The following is a 16307-nucleotide window of genomic DNA, read 5'->3' as shown; positions in this document are numbered from 1 at the left end:
CGAACGTTCCGTCAACCTTGATGGAACCTTGCCAGGCTCGATCAAATGCCGACAAACCGCGAAAAGCGACCGCGATAGTTAATGGTTTGTAAATGTGGCGCGACGGTGAAGGCAAGGGCGTACCGGCCGAAATCACCGGATTTGGTAGTTCCGCGTCGCTGGACGGACCGGCAGCTCGGGACATAAAGCGCCGCGGCCGGAGAATCCGCGGCGGCGTGCGCGCAGCCGGTTCTGGGTTCGCCGTCAGGAAGTCAGAACGATCGAGGGCCGCTCGAAGGAAGTAACAACGCCGTGCGGCGACGAATGTCGCTCGCCGTCGCGCTCAAACAGCATTCGACGCTCGGCGGACGTCGAACGCATGATGGGAAAACGCGCCAATACCTTATCCCGCACGGCCCCGAAATCGCAGGCCATCAAGGCCACCTTGTGCGAGATGATCGGAATCGGACGCGGTTCGGCGATGGCCTCCTGCAAAAAGACTCGGCGGTAGAATGCCTGATGCTCGGCGCGAACGAGCGCCAGCCCGGTGTCGGCGTTGAAATAAGCGCACGCCATATAGCCCAGCCGCACCGTCAGGTAGGGAAGTTCCGGAAACCGCCCGGCTTTTTCCGGGTCTGCAGCCAGGCGCGATGGATCGACGAAAACTTCGCCTTTATCGAGTCGAGGGTGCAGCACATCGCCGAACAAATCGGTTGTGTGAGACATCCGCCATTCCGACGTCAGGACATGGAGGCGAACAGAGCTGCAGAGTTCTCCGTCAATATAAATTCCAAACGTCCGGGCGTTGGGAGCATCATCATAGGGATCGTGGACGCGCTCAGACTCTGAAGGCGGGATCAATCCGCCATTCAGATAGGCTCTGTAACGCAACGAAGAGATGCGATCTTTTTCCTCGGCAGTTTCGACAAGCCGGTATTCGACGCGATCAAGGAGCCGTGATCCCCAGACAGAGTGCGAAGCACGCGTTTCGACTCCGGACTTCATCCAATACTCCTTGAAAACACTCAAACAACCTGTGCGAGCGCGAAAAAGCTTAACAGCTTCTTAATGCTTTGCAAACGAATCACTCCGTTAGGGTTAAGCCTGCCGGGCTACCCAATGTGAGCGATGATCCGTAGTTTTGCGGGGATATCAGGCGATCGATCGCGAGGCGATCGCGCGAAGCTGGTCGTCCGGCGAGCGACGGCCGTGCGAGGCATTCAGCAATTGGCGGACCCGGACAGCGGGCACCGGCGGGCTGAACAAATAGCCCTGGGCCTCGGTCACCGCACCATCGGCGCTGATCAGCTCGAGCTGCTCGTTGGTCTCGATGCCCTCGACCACGACCGACATTCCAAGATCGGCTGACAGCCGCGCCACGCCGCGCAGCAGCGTCAGCGGACGGTCGGTGTCGATCCCTTCCAGGAAGGAGCGGTCGATCTTCACTTTCTGCAACGGGAAGTTGTGCAAATAGCTCAGGCTCGAATAGCCGGTGCCGAAGTCGTCGAGCGAGATCCGCACGCCGAGCGAATGCAATTGCGACAGCACGTCATGCGTCACCTGCGTGTTACGCAGCAGCGAGGATTCGGTGATCTCGATTTCAAGCCGGTTCGCCGGCAGGCCGGAGACTTCGAGCGCGTAGCGAACTTCGCTCAACACGTCGCGCTGGTGGAATTGCTGCGGGGAGAAGTTGACGGCGACGCTGACGCCTTCGGGCCACTTCATGCATTCCATGCAGGCCTTGCGCAGAATCCATCGGCCGAGATCGACGATCAGGCCCATATCCTCGGCGATCGGAATGATGTCGGTCGGCGACACCGTGCCGCGAACCGGATGATTCCAGCGCAGCAGCGCCTCGCAGGTGGATATCCGGCCCGATTTGAGATTGACCAGCGGCTGGAAGAACAGTTCGAACTCCTCGTTGGCCAGCGCCTTGCGCAGGTCCAGTTCGAGGATGCGGCGGGATTCGACGACCTGCGCCATCTCGTCCCGGAAGAAGCAGAAGGTGCCGCGGCCGTCGGCCTTGGCGCGATACAGCGCCATGTCGGCATTCTTCAACAGCGTGTCGGCGCTGACGCCACGCGAGGTCATCGCGATGCCGACGCTGGCACCGATCTCCACCAGATGATTGTCGATCTTGTAGCGCTCGCTCAGGCGATCGACGATGCGACGGGCAAGGCCGGCCGCGTCCTCGGGCGAATGGATGTTCTGCTGGAACACCACGAACTCGTCGCCGCCGAAGCGCGCCACGAAATCCTCCGGCCGCAACATCTCGCGCAACCGATCGGCCACCGCGCACAATAGCTGATCGCCGCAGGGATGGCCGAGCGTGTCGTTGACCTGCTTGAACTGGTCGAGGTCGACGAACAACAGCGCCGACAATTGTTCGGCGCCCTGCTGAACCGCCAGAAGATGGCCGATTTCGTCGCGGAAATTGACCCGGTTGGGCAGCTCGGTGAGTTCATCGTAGCGCGCCAGATGGCTGATCCTGGCTTCCGCATCCTTGCGCTCGGTGATGTCCTCCACCAGCATGACGGTGCCGCCGTCGGCCATCGGCTGAAAGGTCCAGGACAGCGCCCGGTTCTTGTTGAAATCCGGATCGGTCGTCACGATGTCGCTGGCGCGGGAGTACTCGACCTGCTGCAGAATAAGATCGGCGCTTGCCGCCGAAATCGCTCCAGCTGCGACGCAGGCCAGGCAGATCTCGGATACGTTGGCGTCTCGCTGCACGAAGTCGTCGGCCAAATTCATCATCTTGCTGAAGCGGTGATTCATCACCGCAAGCCGGCCATCGGCGCGAAACATGCACAGTCCGTGTGGCATGTTGTTCAGCGCGGTATCGAACTGGCCTGCCAGCGCCGCTTCGCGCTCGCGTGCCACAAGCGCCTGCATGAAAATTCTGTGCAGGTTGGCCGAGAGTTTGATGAGAGTCACGAGGAACACGGCGGTGACGACCGACATGGCGACGTAATAGGGCGTGCCGCGCACCGCCAGCGCGATCACCGTCGTACCCAGGGCAAGGAGAAGCTGCAGCCTGAATATCCACTGCCGTCCATAGGCCCTGCCCGCGCCGCCGGCGAGGAGTCCGATCGTCACGGACAGAGCAATCATGTGGGCCACAGCATCGTCAGTGCTCAACAGCGTGGTGCTGCACCATATTCCGATCGCAACGGCCTGGATCATTGCCCCGACCTGGTAGCGCGTCGCCCACAACGCAGCACCATCGGCAGTGAGGGTCGATTTGCGCGACTGGTAGAGCTGCAAATCGATCGCCCGGACAACGCCGGCAAGGGCGAGAAGCGCGACACAGGCCCAGATGAGATCGCTTCCGGTCTTCAGCGCGGTCATGGCCGCGGTGATCGTCGCGAAGACGATGCCCACATGCACCGTGCCCGGAGTTTCGAAGAGCGAATCGATCAACGCCGCGCGGATGGACGGCGGTGTCTCCTGCTCGGGTAATTCTCGCTGATCGGCAAGCTGCATTTCGGGCGCACGTCCTTTGGGATTAGACGTTGTACCTATCGCAGGTGAAGTCTTTCTGAGGGAACATCGTTAGCGAGACATTGCTATCGATTGGTAAACGAAAAAATTTGCCCGCAAAATCAGCGGGCTAGGCAATGTTTGCCGATTAGCGATGGTGCTCCCGCGCGAGCGGGTTCCATCAGGACAATAGCGGCGACCATGCGGGGTCGGAGGCGAAACCGGGCGTTGGCACCCGCAATTCGTTACGACCTGAGATGTCGACCGTGTACAGCGACGGCCCGCCGCTGCCGCCGGGATCGCGGAAGAACATGACGACCCGCCCGTTCGGCGCAAACGTCGGCCCCTCATTGTGGAAGCCGGAGGTGAGGATGCGTTCGCCCGAACCGTCGGTCTTCATGATACCGATGGCGAATGCGCCGCCGCCCTGCTTGGTGAAGGCGATGTAGTCGCCGCGCGGCGACCAGACCGGCGTCGAGTAGCTGCCCTCGCCGAACGAGATGCGCTGCGCGCCGCCGCCATTGGCCGGCATCACGTAGATCTGCGGCTTGCCGCCGCGATCGGATTCGAAACAGATCCGGCTGCCGTCAGGCGAATAGGACGGCGAGGTGTCGATCGCCGGCGTATCGGTCAGCCGCGTCGTCGATTTCGAGCGCAGGTCCATCACGAACAGGTTCGAGTTGCCGCCCTGCTGCAGGCTCATGATGATGCGCTGACCATCCGGCGAGAACCGCGGCGAGAACGACATGCCGGGGAAGTTGCCGACGATCTCGCGCTGCCCGGTCTCGACGTTGAACAGATAGACGCGCGGATCGCCCTGGCCGAACTCCATGTAGGTGATCTCTTGCGTCGACGGCGAGAAGCGCGGCGTCAGCACCAGGTCGGAGCCCTTGGTGAGATAGCGAACGTTGGCGCCGTCCTGATCCATCAGTGCCAGCCGCTTGACGCGGCGCTCCTTCGATCCGGTCTCGTCGACGAATACGACGCGGCTGTCGAAATAGCCCTTCTCGCCGGTCAGACGCTCGTAGATCTGGTCAGAAATGATGTGGGCGATGCGCCGCCAATATTCCGGCGAGGTGAAGTATTGCTGGCCGGTGAGCTGCTGCTGCTGGTTGACGTCCCAGAGGCGGAATTCCGCCTTCAGCCGGCCGTCGCCCTGCCGCGTCATGCGGCCGGTTACCAGGTTCTGCGCGTCGATCTGCTTCCAGCTCGGGAATTGCGGCGCGGTGTCGATATTGGTGATGCGCTCGATGAAGGCGGCCTGATCGATCGGCGCAAACAGCCCGCTGCGTTTGAGATTGTTGGTGATGACCTGCGATACGCCGACGCCGACCTCGGCGTCTCCAGGCGTGCCCGCCACGAAATTGGGGATCGCGATAACGATCGGCCTGAACTCGTTAGGATTGATCTGCAACCGGGACTGGGATTGCGCGAAAGCCTGTTCGCGAGACCAGATGGTTGCAGCGCCAGCGAGGCCGGCGCCGAATCTCATGAGTTGACGTCGCGTATACAGTTTCTTTTTTTCCATCGGTTCGCCGTAAAAATTCGTCCCACGGGTGCAGTTCATCTGAATTCCTTCAGGCCAAACCGCGTTTCAATGAGTTTCCACGAGGCATACTGCTCTTTCGGCAAGGATGTGTAGGGCGCACACTGAACGATCGCGCGAACTGCGTTGTCGGCCATCGCCTTTGCGACTCCGGAAGCAGGACCGTACGTCCGCTGGACGACCGGCTGGCCACCGAGCGTGCCGTCCGGCTTCATAGGGATATCGATGTCGGCGAAGTACGCGTCGACATCAACGCCATTGTAGGGAAAGTTAAAGCATTGGCGGACGCGTTGCATGAATGCGCTCTGCCAATTCGCCGAATTGCTCGCAGCCGACCCCTTCGCCGTGCCGAGGGCGGCATTGGAATTCAGCGTATCGCCGGCCGTGGCCTGGCGCGTCGGATCACGCTTGTCGAGCAGGGCCGCGATCTGGTTCTGATCGAAGTGCCGTTCCACGATCCGTTGCTTCGGCGGCTCTGGCGGCGGCGGCTTGGCGGCCTGCACCGGCGGCTTCGGCGGCGGCTTCTTCTCTTCCTTCTTGATGGTGTCGCCGATCTGATCGACCTTCGGCGGATCGGGCTTTTTCTCGACCGGCTTCTCCTCGACCTTCGGCTGAGGCGGCGCCGCGGTCTCGGTCACCACAGGCGCCTTCTCGGTGATCTTGCCGACAGTCTCCTCGACCGGCTTCGCTTCGGCGATCTTGTCGACCAGCGGCTTGGGGTTTTCCTTCTTGCCGGTCTTCAAGCCTGCCATCGCCTTGGCAGGCTGGTCGGACAAACTGACCTCGACGGGCACGACCTCTTCCAGCTGAATTTCGAGCGCCTTGGTCGAGAACGACAGCATCACCCACCCCAGCACGAGGACGTGCAGAGCGACCGATGCCATCACCGTCTTGTCGACCTTGATCTTCACCCGAATTATCCCGCTCCCCCGTCAGCCATCGTACGCCATTGCATGCTCAGGAGCCCTGCTCCGGCACGATGACGATATTCGCCTTGAACCCCGCCTGCCGAATATACCCCAATAGCTTCATCATATCCGTGTAACAAACGTCCTTGTCGCCCCGCAGGTATACCACGCGCTCGGCCTCGGACCGGGTCTCCTTGATCGCCGTTATCTTGGGCAGGAGCTCATTGGCCGGAATCGGCGTATCCCCGAGATAAAGCTCGACGTTGGAATTGCAGGCACCACCGGTGCGCTTGACCGACAATGTCAGCGGCGGCGCGTTGGCCTGGATCTGCCTGCCGCCGCCGGCGACCGGCAGGTCGATATCGATGCTGGACGTCATCAACGGCGCCGCCACCATGAAGATGATGAGCAGCACCAGCATCACGTCAACCATCGGCGTGACGTTGATCTCCGCCATCACGGCGGCGCGACGCCGGCCGCGGCGTCCACCGCCACCGCCTGCCGAACCTGCCATGTTCATCGCCATGATCGTGCTCTCACGCTGCGCTCGTCATGTGGCCCTCACGCCCGCTCGTCGATCTGGCGGGACAGGATGGCGGAAAACTCGTCGGCAAAGCCTTCCAGCCGCTGCGCCTGCCGATTCACCTCGGACGTGAATTTATTGTAGAAAATGGTCGCGGGGATGGCGGCGATAAGACCGATAGCGGTCGCAAACAGCGCTTCCGCGATGCCGGGCGCGACCACGGCGAGCGAGGTGTTTTTCGAGGCCGCGATCGACTGGAAGCTCGACATGATGCCCCAGACGGTTCCGAACAGGCCGACGAACGGACCCGCCGAGCCGACTGTCGCCAGCACCAGGAGCCGCCGCTCCAGCCGTTCGACCTCGCGGGCGATGGAGACGTTCATCACCTTCTCGATCCGCATCTGCAGGCCGGCAAAGGAGCGCGTCTGGCTCTCGAACGAGCGCTTCCACTCACGCATCGCGGCGACGAAGCACGCCGCCATCGATTGCGTCGGCTTTGCCGACAGCGCGCGGTAAAGCTCCTCGATTGACTGCCCCGACCAGAACGCCTGTTCGAAGCGGTCCATGGCGCGCTTGGTGCGCGAATAAAGGAAAATCTTGTCGATCGCGATCGCCCACACCCAGACCGAGCAGGCGAGCAGGCCCAGCATGACCGTTTTGACGACCCAGTGGGCCTGCATGAACAGCGAGATCAGCGACACATCGGCCGCGATCATCGGCAAAGCTGACGGCGCCACGTCGGCGGGATTCATAAGCGGTATCCTCTCAACGCAAGTGTCCCTAATTCCTCCGGGAGCAAATGGCTGCCGGTTCCACAGCCGCGCGTCGAGCGCGGCGATTTGCGCCAGCGCGAGAAGCCTCTCTTGTGTCGCATGGGGGGCCCGCCGAAAGCCGGGCTCTGCTTCCCCTGCCAACATGTCAAAACGAGGGCTGTCCGCGCGTCATTCCGTCCCTAACCAGACGCTAAGCTTGGTTAACTTTAGGTTACCAAAGGGAAATCCAACAGCCGGAAATCCAGCCAAGCCGGGCGGTTACGGGCCGGGAACCGGGTTCCACGAGGCGTTCCCGGGTTATGGCTGGGCCGGTAGCCGCACCTTTCGGGCGGCCCGAAGCGTAGCCTCCTCAAGGTGGCAAGTCGCCAGTTCTCTCTACGCCGCAATGACGGGTGGATACAGTTTCGCATTCTCGCGACGCTGATCGCCCGAGGTTTGTATCTTCTTTCCTGCCCTCTTGGGAGAGGGCGCAGGGAAGACCGGGTGCTGGCTGCACCCGAGGTCTCGTGTGCCGTTGCGCATAGCAAAAAACGCACACGAGCATACAGGTACAGCGGAAACACTCCGGCCTTCCCTGCGCAATGGCTTTACGGCTTACTTCGTGCTCTCCCCGGAGAACGGCTCTTTTGCCTCCGTCATCCCTGAGAAGCTTCGCTTCTTAAGAACTTAACGCCAGCACCGCGGCGTCCGAACCACACGACTTCGCCGTACGCCTCACGTCACGTACGTCGTCGTGACATCAGCGTCCATCGCATCTCACCGCACGTTCGTGACGATCGCGAAGCGCCCCTCATCTTGCCGTGAGACGAGCGGAGTTATGCGACTGATTTGCCCAACCTGTTAAGCGGAATATTTTTTGATTCCGGGCTTGACACGATTTCGGAAAATCAGAATTGATTTGCCCTACCCTGCGCTCACCCGGGCTACGCGGCCGTGCTCAGACGGAGACCTTTGGCTCCGGGCAATTGGTCAATCGCGCTGGCACCCCGACCGCGGTGCAGCCGGGCGGCACGTCATGCTCGACGACCGCGCCGGCGCCGATCTTGGCGAAATCGCCGATGCTGACATTGCCGATAATGGTCGAGCCGCCGCCGAGATAAACGCCCCTGCCGATCTTTGGCGCGCGGTCCGGCTCCGAAGTCTTGCGGCCGATGGTGACGTTCTGCAGGATCGTCACCTCGTCGCCGATCACGGCAAAGGCGCCGATGATGATGCCGGTGGCGTGGTCGAGAAACACCGACGTGCCGATCACGGCCGAGGGGTGAATGCTGACCTGAAGCTGATCGGACGACAGGCTTTGCAGCAAGAGTGCGAGATCGTTACGGCCTTGACGCCAGAGCCAGCCGGAGACGCGAAAGGCCTGCAGCGCGACATACCCCTTGAAGTTCAACAGCGGCGGCAGCAGCGTCGTCTTCGCGGGATCGTGAACGGCGATGATTTGCAGATCGCGGCTAGCCGCGTCGATCAGGTCGGGCGAAGCCGCAAAGGCGTCACGGGCAAGCTGGGCAACGTGCTTCCGATCGGCCGGGCTCTTGCCGAGCCGATCACCGAGCTGGTGTGACAATGCACTGCCGAAATCGGGCTGATCGAGGATGGCGGATGACAGCGCCGCGCCGAATACCGGGTCGCGTGCCACCGCGCTCGTCGCTTCACGCCGGACGGACTCCCAAAGTTGATCAACCGGTGCAGTTCCGTCTGGAATCATGGCCGCCTCGGAAGTAGTGCTGCCCGCGCAATATAGGCCATCAGCGAGAAAGCGCCAGCAGCGCGTTCATGCCGGCCTTGTGAGAGGCATCCACGTCCTTCGTTACGCGTCTGCAAGAAAGACGTGGATGCCGAGACGTCTCGCGCGAAGACGCGCTCCGCGCTTTTGCCCGGCGATGACGCAAATGGTGCATGAGATCAGTCGAAACGTGCGTTGATCGTTTTCCCGTCCGGCCCGGTAAGCTGAACAGCCCCCTTGACGGTCTGAGGAACGGCTACACCGGCTTTTCCAGCAAGCGCGCCCGACTCGCTCAGGCGCAGTTCGATCCTCTCCACCTTGCCGTCAACCTGAAAAATGGCAACGCCCTTGAATCCGGCGGCATTCATCGGCTTTTCGTCGGCGTCGCTGACGAAGATCTCCACACTGTCGCCGTTGGTGATGAGTTCGGCGTGGTAAGGCTTTGCTTCCGCCATCCGCCCGCCATGCGGCCCTTTCGCTGAGTGAGCGCCGGCCGGCGAGGCCGCCAGTGCCATCAGAATCGCAAGACGAAGGACAATGGCTTTGTGTCTCATGTGAATTCTTCCTTTTCAGCTTTGCGTCAGTAGGAGTGAGCCGCGGCGGTTGCCTTGCCGGTGTCGTCGGCCTGCCGTTGCAACAAACGCGCAAGCGGCTTTTTCCCGAACCACAGGAACAGCACCGGCGTCACGACGGTATCGAGCAGTGTCGCGCTGATGAGGCCGCCGAAGATTGTCACGGCAACGGGATGGAGAATCTCCTTGCCCGATTCATCGGCGCCAATCAAAAGCGGCACCAGTGCCACCCCCGCCGAAAGCGCCGTCATCAACACCGGCGTCATCCGTTCGAGGCTTCCCCGGATGACCAGCTCTCTTCCGAATTCCACGCCGTCCTGCAGCGCCAGGTTGATGTAGTGACTGATCTTGAGGATGCCGTTGCGCGCGGCGATGCCGGTGAGCGTGACAAACCCGACCAGGCTCGCAACCGAGAGCGGCTGATCGGTGATGGCCAGCGCGGCAACCGATCCGATCAAGGCGAGTGGAATGCCGCCCATGATGATCAGCGCCAGCACCGCGGACCGATAGCGGCTGTAGAGGATCGCGAAGATCAGGGAGAGCGAGACCAGCGCCAGAATGCCGATGGTCCGGCTCGCTTCTTCCTGTGCCTGGAATGTTCCTTCGAGGCTTGCGGTCACGCCCGGTGGCAGTCTCGTCGCCTGCAGCTCGCCGCGAATCCCCTCGACCAGCTTCGCCATGTCAACCTTGGCATCCGAATTGGCGAGGATGACGATGCGCCGCCGTCCATTTTCTCTCAGGATCTGATTGGGTCCGTCGGTCTCCGTGATATCGGCGATCTGCCGCGCCGGTATCCAGCCGGTCGGCGTCTTGATCAGGAGATCGCCGAGCTTCTCCGTGGTTCGCAGACGGTCCGGCAGGCGCATGACAACATCGAAGCGGCGATAGCCGTCGACGACGCGCGATATCACCCGGCCGCTCGACAGCCGCGACAATTGCTCGACCACCGCGCCCGGCTGAACGCCGTACAGTGCTGCACGGGTATAATTGACGCGGATTTCAAGCTGGGGGATTCGCACCTGCTTTTCGACCTGAAGGTCCTTGATGCCGGGCAGACCGGCGATCCGGCTGCGGATTTCCTCCGCGGTACCGCGAAGGATGTCGAGATCCTCGCCGAACAGCTTCAAGGCGATCTCCGCGCGGACACCGGAGAGCAGGTGATCGAGCCGATGCGAGATCGGCTGTCCAACGTTGACGGATAGCGGCAGGACAGCGAGGCGTGAACGGATGTCGGCAACGATGTCCGGCTTCGCACGATCCGAATGCTTCAAGGCGACATCGAGCTCGGAGGAATGCACGCCTTCGGCATGCTCATCCAGTTCGGCGCGGCCGGTCCTTCGGCCGATGCTGATCACCTCCGGGACGTCCAGCAGCAGCCGTTCGGCGATTGCGCCGACGCGGTTCGATTCTGCGAGTGAAACGCCGGGATTGAAGGCGAGGTTGATGGTGAACGTGCCTTCGTTGAACGCGGGCAGAAAGGCACGCTTGAGCTGGAATGCGCCCCATCCCGCCGCCGCTACCGCGATCAAGGTCAGCGCCAGCAGAAGTTTTCCGCGGGCGAAGGCCGCATCAAGTGCGGCGTGGTTGATACGCTTGAGTTGCCGGACCAGCCAGCTTTCGCCCTCCGCCATGCGTTTGGCGCCCGGCAGCAGGTAGTAGGCCATGACCGGCGTGAGCGTGATCGAGACCACGAGGCTTGCGAGGATCGAGATGATGTAGGCCTGGCCGAGCGGAGCGAACAGGCGTCCTTCAACGCCGGAGAGCGCGAACAGCGGCACGAACACCAGCACGATGATCGTCGTCGCATAGACGATGCCGGAACGGACTTCGCTGGAGGCAGCAACGACCACGTCGAACACGCTCCGTGGATTGCCCTGCTCCCGGTTTTCCCGTAAGCGCCGAAAGATATTTTCGACGTCGACCACGGCGTCATCGACAAGCTCACCGATGGCAATCGCAAGTCCGCCGAGCGTCATCGTGTTGATCGACAGGCCGAAGAGCTTGAAAATGATGGCCGTGGTCAGGATCGAAACGGGGATGGCCGTCAGCGAGATCGCCGTCGTACGCCAATTGAGAAGGAATGCGAACAGGATGACCGAGACGACAACCGCCGCCTCAATCAGAACCCGGCCAACGTTACGGAGCGAGTTCTCGATGAAATCCGCCTGGCGAAACACGATTTCGCCAGCCTTGACGCCAGGCGGAAGTGACGGCTCGAGTTCCGAAAGCGCCTGCTCGATCTGACCGGTCAGCCGCACTGTATCGACGCCGGGTTGCTTTTCAACCGAGACGATGACGGCGGGCTTGCTCATGTGTCCGGCATCGCCGCGCTTGATCTTGGGCGCGAATTCGACATCGGCGACCTGACGCATGTAGACCGGCCGCCCGTCGATGGTGGCCACGACGATGCTGCGCAAATCCTCCAGGCTCGTCGTTCGCCCGATATTCCGGATCAGGTATTCGCGGGCGTTCTGGTCGGTGAAGCCGCCGCCGGTATTGGTTCCGAACTGGGCGAGCGCGAGCTCGAGCTGTTCGTAGGTCACGGACAGCGCGCGCAACGCGGAGGGCTGCGGCGCAATCCGATATTGCCTGACTTCTCCACCGATCGGGATCACCTGCGCGACGCCGGGGATGGCGAGCAGGCGCGGCCTGATCGTGAAGTCGGCGATCTCGCGCACTTCCATCGGCGAGGCCGTCGTCGAGGTGACGGCGACGAGAAGTATCTGCCCCATGATCGAGCTGATCGGGGCGATCTGCGAGGTGACATTGAGGGGAAGCTGGCTTTGCACACGGGCCAGACGCTCGGCCACGAGCTGCCGGTTGCGGTAGATATCCGTTCCCCAGTCGAACTCGACGTAGACGATCGAAAGCCCGATTCCCGAAACCGAACGAACGCGGCTGACACCGGGAACGCCGTTCATCTGCGTTTCGATCGGAAATGTGATGAGTTGCTCGACCTCTGGCGGCGCGTAGCCTTCGGACTCCGTCATGATCGTGACGGTCGGCCGGTTGAGGTCCGGGAAGACGTCGACGGGGAGTTGTCGGGCGGTGTAGGCGCCGAGAACCACGAGGAGGCCCGCCAAGGCCAGCACGAACAGCCGGTTGCGGAGGGAGGCGCTGACGAGAAGCGAAAACATCGCGACGTCTCCCTTCAGCGTACGTGTTCAAGGAGCTCTGCTCCTTGCGAGACAATACGTTTGCCGGGCGCAACGCCTGACATGATCAACACGTTCTCGCCGTCGAGCGGCTCCGCGCGTACGCTCCTCGGCGCGAACCGCTCAGGCCCGACATGCTCATAGACGAAGTCCTGACCGTTCGAGCCGCGGACGAGGCTGGTGCGCGGGACCGCGATTCCTTCCTTCTCGTCCCGAGTCGGGACGAGAACGGTCAGGAACTGTCCTGCCCTCAGGCCGGCGGTATCGCCAATGATCGAGAAGTGCACCGGAACCGACTGACTGCGATCGGCAAAGCCGGCGCCGCGATATTCAAGCTCGAAGCTCCTGCCGGAATAGGTCGTGGCGCGCGCGGTCTTGACGCCTTCGATCGTCTCAAAGCTCAATGCTTCGACCCAGAGACGCGACGGATCGACAATGTTGAACACGATCGAACTCGGCTGCACGATTTGTCCGGCGACCGCGGTGCCTTCCGCAATCACGCCGGCCACCGGAGCGACGAGGGGTTCGGGTTCGCGCCGGGCCTTCTCAATCGAGGCTCGGCGGTCGCGCAAGCCCTCGAGCTCAAGGCGGGCCTCCTCAAGCTGGGTGCGGGATACGGCCCCGCCTGCCGCGAGCTGCTCGTAGCGCGCCACGCGCCGCTCCACGATCGAGATCTGCTGATCCAGCTCACCCTGACGCTGGCGCATGTCGGACAGATCGATGGCCTGCAAGGGCGGCGTGACGTAGCCCAGGATATCGCCCTGCTTCACGCGCGTGCCGAGACGGGGAAAACCGTCCGGCGATGCCGACAGCCTGCCACCGACGGCGGATTGCACGTAACCGCTGGCGGCCGGGTCCGGAATGATGCGACCTGGAAGCTCGGCGACCTTGGGATGACGCGCCTTCTCAGTCACCAGCGATCGCAGGGCAAAAATGCGCTGGATGGACTTCGGAACGAACACCGTGCCATCCGACAGGCGTTGGGCACGCTCCTCTAAATTTGCCCTGATCGCGACCTGCTCCTTTTCCTCCTCATGACCATGGCCTTCATGGGCGTTTCCTTCTCCCGCTCCGCTGACGAGTGCCATGCAGGCCAGCACGACGAGAGCCGGGCGGCGGCGCAGAACGGCCGCTGCCGCAAGCAGACCGGCAATGAAGCCGCCGCCGACGAGCAAAATCGTGCGCAGGACAGCCGACCATTCGACATGCGCAACCGGCGAGGAAGATTTCTGAGGTGGCGTTTCGATGGTAACCGGCAAGATGTCGGTCAGGTTCTTGGCCGTGATCGAAACGACAAGATCGGTTCGGCCCCCCTTGGAAAGCCAGGGTGCCGGCAGCCGATAGGCACCATCCGGCTGCTCGCTCGGCGTGGCAGGTCCTGCAGGCGTCTCAACGACCAGGCTGGCGCCGGTTACCGGCTCATTGGTCGCGAAACGGTCGACATAGATGTCGATGCTGTCGCCGCGAGCGACTGCAACCAGTTCAAACTCTGCGGAGACGGCTTCGCCGCGCGGCGTAGCGCTAACGCTCGCCTGCGGTTCATCCGTGTGATCATGGCCTTCATGGGCCGGCGTGGCCGTTAGCGTGGCGCAGGTCGCAACAACGGCAACGGCGATGGCGCATGAAATGCGCCGAAACTTTCGAAACATAGCGGTCGTCCTCACTCGAGATTCATGCCGCGAGACGCGCCACGCAGGCGCGCCTCACGCGGATTCGGCACTCAGAGGGAGGTTCTTGGAGGACGCTCGAAAGATTCCGGCGCGCGGCGTATCCCCGCTTGCGAAGGCGGAAAACTCAGGCGCGAAACAATCTGCAGATAAGGAATCGACAGTGAGGCGCTTGGAAGTCCTGAGGGGCAACACGGGCCGGAGGCCGAGGAGCAGCATCCGCCCAGACACGGCCTTTCCGGGGATGCCTGATCCCCATCCTGGTTCAGCTTCACCTCCACTGCGGCGGAGAGAACGGCCTGGTGATCGGTGCTTGCCGTCGCAATGGATGCAACAGCCGCGTGATGCACGGCCTGATGTTGATGATGGCCCGAATGGGCGTAGGCTGCAGATGGACCAAACGACAGCACGGCCAAAACGACCGCCGTCCCGACCATTCGCAGGATCATCCCAAGGAACACCATTGGTCGATTATACGACGGACGCCACCGCAATTACAAACCGTTCGAGGGTCGCCGTCTGCGCGGACAAAAACAAACCGCCCACCTGCGCATCGCAGATGGGCGGCTGTATCCGCCGTCAGGCGTCAAGGGGGCATCACGCCTGCGGCTGAACTTCACGTAGTGTTGACACTCAGCCCTGCTGCGGCTGGTCGTTCGGCGGGGTCGGGCGCTGCTTGTGCTGCGCCATGAACTGGTCGAACTCTTCTTTGTCCTTGGCGTGGCGCAGGCGGTCGAGGAAATTCCTGAACTCGACCTGCTCTTCCTCGAGCCGGCGCAGGGTTTCCATGCGGTACTCGTCGAAGGCGCGGTTGCCGCTCGAGGGCGGGCCGAAGCCGAAGCCGCCGAAACCACGGCGCTCCATGCGGTTGCGCATCCGGTCCATCTTGTACTGCATCCGCTCCATCTTGTTCTGCCAGCGGTCTCCGTGGCTCCAGCAACCCATCTTTCTGCTCCCTAGTGTGAAAAAGAGGAGGGCGAGGCCGATCGGCCACCAGATGATGAAGCCGAGGATGGTCACCACGATCCAGCCGGGGTGCCAGGGGCTCTCAAGCATATTCGGGCGATAGTTCTCTTCCGTCGGGCCGCGCCATCGATTGACATCTGCGGTGTAGGCCATTTCCCTCTCCATGACGGCGATCACGCCGTTGTGAATGTAAATAACATTTACATACCTAAACCATCCCGCGTTTTTGTCAAGCGCGCAGCTGGCCGCACGCTGCAAAAATTTATCTGGGGTTGCCCCAGGGACCCGAAGAGCCGCCGGCCGGGGGAACGGGCGGCGGGCCGGACGGCTTCTGGTCCGAAGCCCGGCGGTCGGTCGGGAAGCCGAGGCCGCGCAGATAGATCAGCACCTGCGCTTCCAGGAGGTCCTCCGGCGACATCGGCAATTTGCGCCGCGCGCCATCGCCGCGGCCGAACAGCGAGGCCACGCCGTGCGCCATCGACCAGATGTGCAACGCCATCATCATCGCCGGCGGCCGCGGCACGCCGGGCGGCGACATCGCCGCCAGCCGTTCGGCCGCCGCGCGGATGAGGGCAAAGGCGCGTTCGCTCGCGGCCATCAAGGTCGGGTTGGCTTCGATGGGAATGCCGGATTCGAACATCGCCGAATAGAACGCGGGCTCATTGCGGGCAAACGCCAGATAGGCTTTGCCGACCCGTTCGAACGCCGTGACGGTATCCGGGCGCCCATCGTCCCAGGCTTGCGTGAGCAAGGCCTCGAACTGCTCAAAGCCGCGCTGGGCGATCGAGGACAGCAGTTCATCGCGGTCGCGGAAATGCCGGTACGGCGCGGCGGGGCTGACGCCGGCCATCCGCGCCGCGTCCGCAAAGGTGAAACCAGCCGGGCCCTTCTGCGAAATCAGATCGAGCGCCGCCTGCAGCAATGCCTCTTTCAGATTGCCGTGATGGTAGCCACGCTCGCCGTGGCGATCCTTTTGCCAACTCATGTGAAAGATCTTTACATGAGTGAGGCGCAA

At 62.3% G+C, this 16307-nt stretch carries 12 protein-coding genes; all 12 read right to left on the bottom strand.

What is annotated here, in order from left to right:
• Positions 1–243: 243 nt before the first annotated feature.
• Positions 244–984 carry an N-acyl amino acid synthase FeeM domain-containing protein gene (locus AC0QUY_RS17815; RefSeq protein WP_475387758.1) on the bottom strand — a complete coding sequence of 247 codons (741 nt, stop codon included), beginning with the start codon at positions 982–984 and terminating at the stop codon, positions 244–246.
• Between the two features lie 147 nt (positions 985–1131).
• The gene (locus tag AC0QUY_RS17810; protein WP_475387757.1) at positions 1132–3462 is read right to left on the bottom strand and encodes a putative bifunctional diguanylate cyclase/phosphodiesterase; all 2331 of its coding nucleotides are present in this window, start codon (positions 3460–3462) and stop codon (positions 1132–1134) included.
• Between the two features lie 178 nt (positions 3463–3640).
• Positions 3641–4987: a Tol-Pal system beta propeller repeat protein TolB gene (tolB, locus tag AC0QUY_RS17805; RefSeq protein WP_475387756.1), complete on the bottom strand. Its 1347-nt coding sequence runs from the start codon at positions 4985–4987 to the stop codon at positions 3641–3643.
• Between the two features lie 35 nt (positions 4988–5022).
• The gene (locus tag AC0QUY_RS17800; protein WP_475387820.1) at positions 5023–5910 is read right to left on the bottom strand and encodes a protein TolA; all 888 of its coding nucleotides are present in this window, start codon (positions 5908–5910) and stop codon (positions 5023–5025) included.
• A gap of 52 nt (positions 5911–5962) precedes the next feature.
• Complete coding sequence (locus AC0QUY_RS17795) at positions 5963–6439, bottom strand: biopolymer transporter ExbD (RefSeq protein WP_475387755.1); 477 nt, start codon at positions 6437–6439, stop codon at positions 5963–5965.
• Between the two features lie 35 nt (positions 6440–6474).
• Positions 6475–7188 carry a protein TolQ gene (gene tolQ / locus AC0QUY_RS17790; protein ID WP_161850115.1) on the bottom strand — a complete coding sequence of 238 codons (714 nt, stop codon included), beginning with the start codon at positions 7186–7188 and terminating at the stop codon, positions 6475–6477.
• 958 nt (positions 7189–8146) lie between these two features.
• Positions 8147–8914: a serine acetyltransferase domain-containing protein gene (locus AC0QUY_RS17785; protein ID WP_475387754.1), complete on the bottom strand. Its 768-nt coding sequence runs from the start codon at positions 8912–8914 to the stop codon at positions 8147–8149.
• Between the two features lie 197 nt (positions 8915–9111).
• On the bottom strand, positions 9112–9447 hold the full coding sequence (locus AC0QUY_RS17780) for a hypothetical protein (protein WP_475387753.1): 336 nt from the start codon (positions 9445–9447) through the stop codon (positions 9112–9114).
• Between the two features lie 65 nt (positions 9448–9512).
• Entirely contained in the window at positions 9513–12641 is a 3129-nt protein-coding gene (locus AC0QUY_RS17775; protein WP_475387752.1) for an efflux RND transporter permease subunit, read from the bottom strand.
• Positions 12642–12655: 14 nt separating this feature from the next.
• Entirely contained in the window at positions 12656–14308 is a 1653-nt protein-coding gene (locus AC0QUY_RS17770; RefSeq protein ID WP_475387751.1) for an efflux RND transporter periplasmic adaptor subunit, read from the bottom strand.
• Positions 14309–14959: 651 nt separating this feature from the next.
• Positions 14960–15445, bottom strand: coding sequence for a DUF2852 domain-containing protein (locus tag AC0QUY_RS17765; RefSeq protein ID WP_475387819.1), 486 nt, complete (start codon positions 15443–15445; stop codon positions 14960–14962).
• A 109-nt stretch (positions 15446–15554) separates the two neighbouring features.
• Complete coding sequence (locus tag AC0QUY_RS17760; protein WP_475387750.1) at positions 15555–16277, bottom strand: TetR/AcrR family transcriptional regulator; 723 nt, start codon at positions 16275–16277, stop codon at positions 15555–15557.
• Positions 16278–16307: the final 30 nt, after the last annotated feature.

It is taken from the genome of Bradyrhizobium sp. WYCCWR15520, from assembly GCF_056174665.1.
Note: the sequence above shows the minus strand (reverse complement) of the source record. Positions and strands in the feature narration are given on the sequence as shown.

Bases quoted from the DNA above. Each gene is read 5' to 3' on its own strand.
- AC0QUY_RS17815 (WP_475387758.1), bottom strand. From the start codon at position 984: ATGAAGTCCGGAGTCGAAACGCGTGCTTCGCACTCTGTCTGGGGATCA.
- AC0QUY_RS17810 (WP_475387757.1), bottom strand. From the start codon at position 3,462: ATGCAGCTTGCCGATCAGCGAGAATTACCCGAGCAGGAGACACCGCCG.
- tolB (WP_475387756.1), bottom strand. From the start codon at position 4,987: ATGGAAAAAAAGAAACTGTATACGCGACGTCAACTCATGAGATTCGGC.
- AC0QUY_RS17795 (WP_475387755.1), bottom strand. From the start codon at position 6,439: ATGGCGATGAACATGGCAGGTTCGGCAGGCGGTGGCGGTGGACGCCGC.
- tolQ (WP_161850115.1), bottom strand. From the start codon at position 7,188: ATGAATCCCGCCGACGTGGCGCCGTCAGCTTTGCCGATGATCGCGGCC.
- AC0QUY_RS17785 (WP_475387754.1), bottom strand. From the start codon at position 8,914: ATGATTCCAGACGGAACTGCACCGGTTGATCAACTTTGGGAGTCCGTC.
- AC0QUY_RS17780 (WP_475387753.1), bottom strand. From the start codon at position 9,447: ATGGCACTGGCGGCCTCGCCGGCCGGCGCTCACTCAGCGAAAGGGCCG.
- AC0QUY_RS17775 (WP_475387752.1), bottom strand. From the start codon at position 12,641: ATGTTTTCGCTTCTCGTCAGCGCCTCCCTCCGCAACCGGCTGTTCGTG.
- AC0QUY_RS17770 (WP_475387751.1), bottom strand. From the start codon at position 14,308: ATGTTTCGAAAGTTTCGGCGCATTTCATGCGCCATCGCCGTTGCCGTT.
- AC0QUY_RS17765 (WP_475387819.1), bottom strand. From the start codon at position 15,445: ATGGCCTACACCGCAGATGTCAATCGATGGCGCGGCCCGACGGAAGAG.
- AC0QUY_RS17760 (WP_475387750.1), bottom strand. From the start codon at position 16,277: ATGAGTTGGCAAAAGGATCGCCACGGCGAGCGTGGCTACCATCACGGC.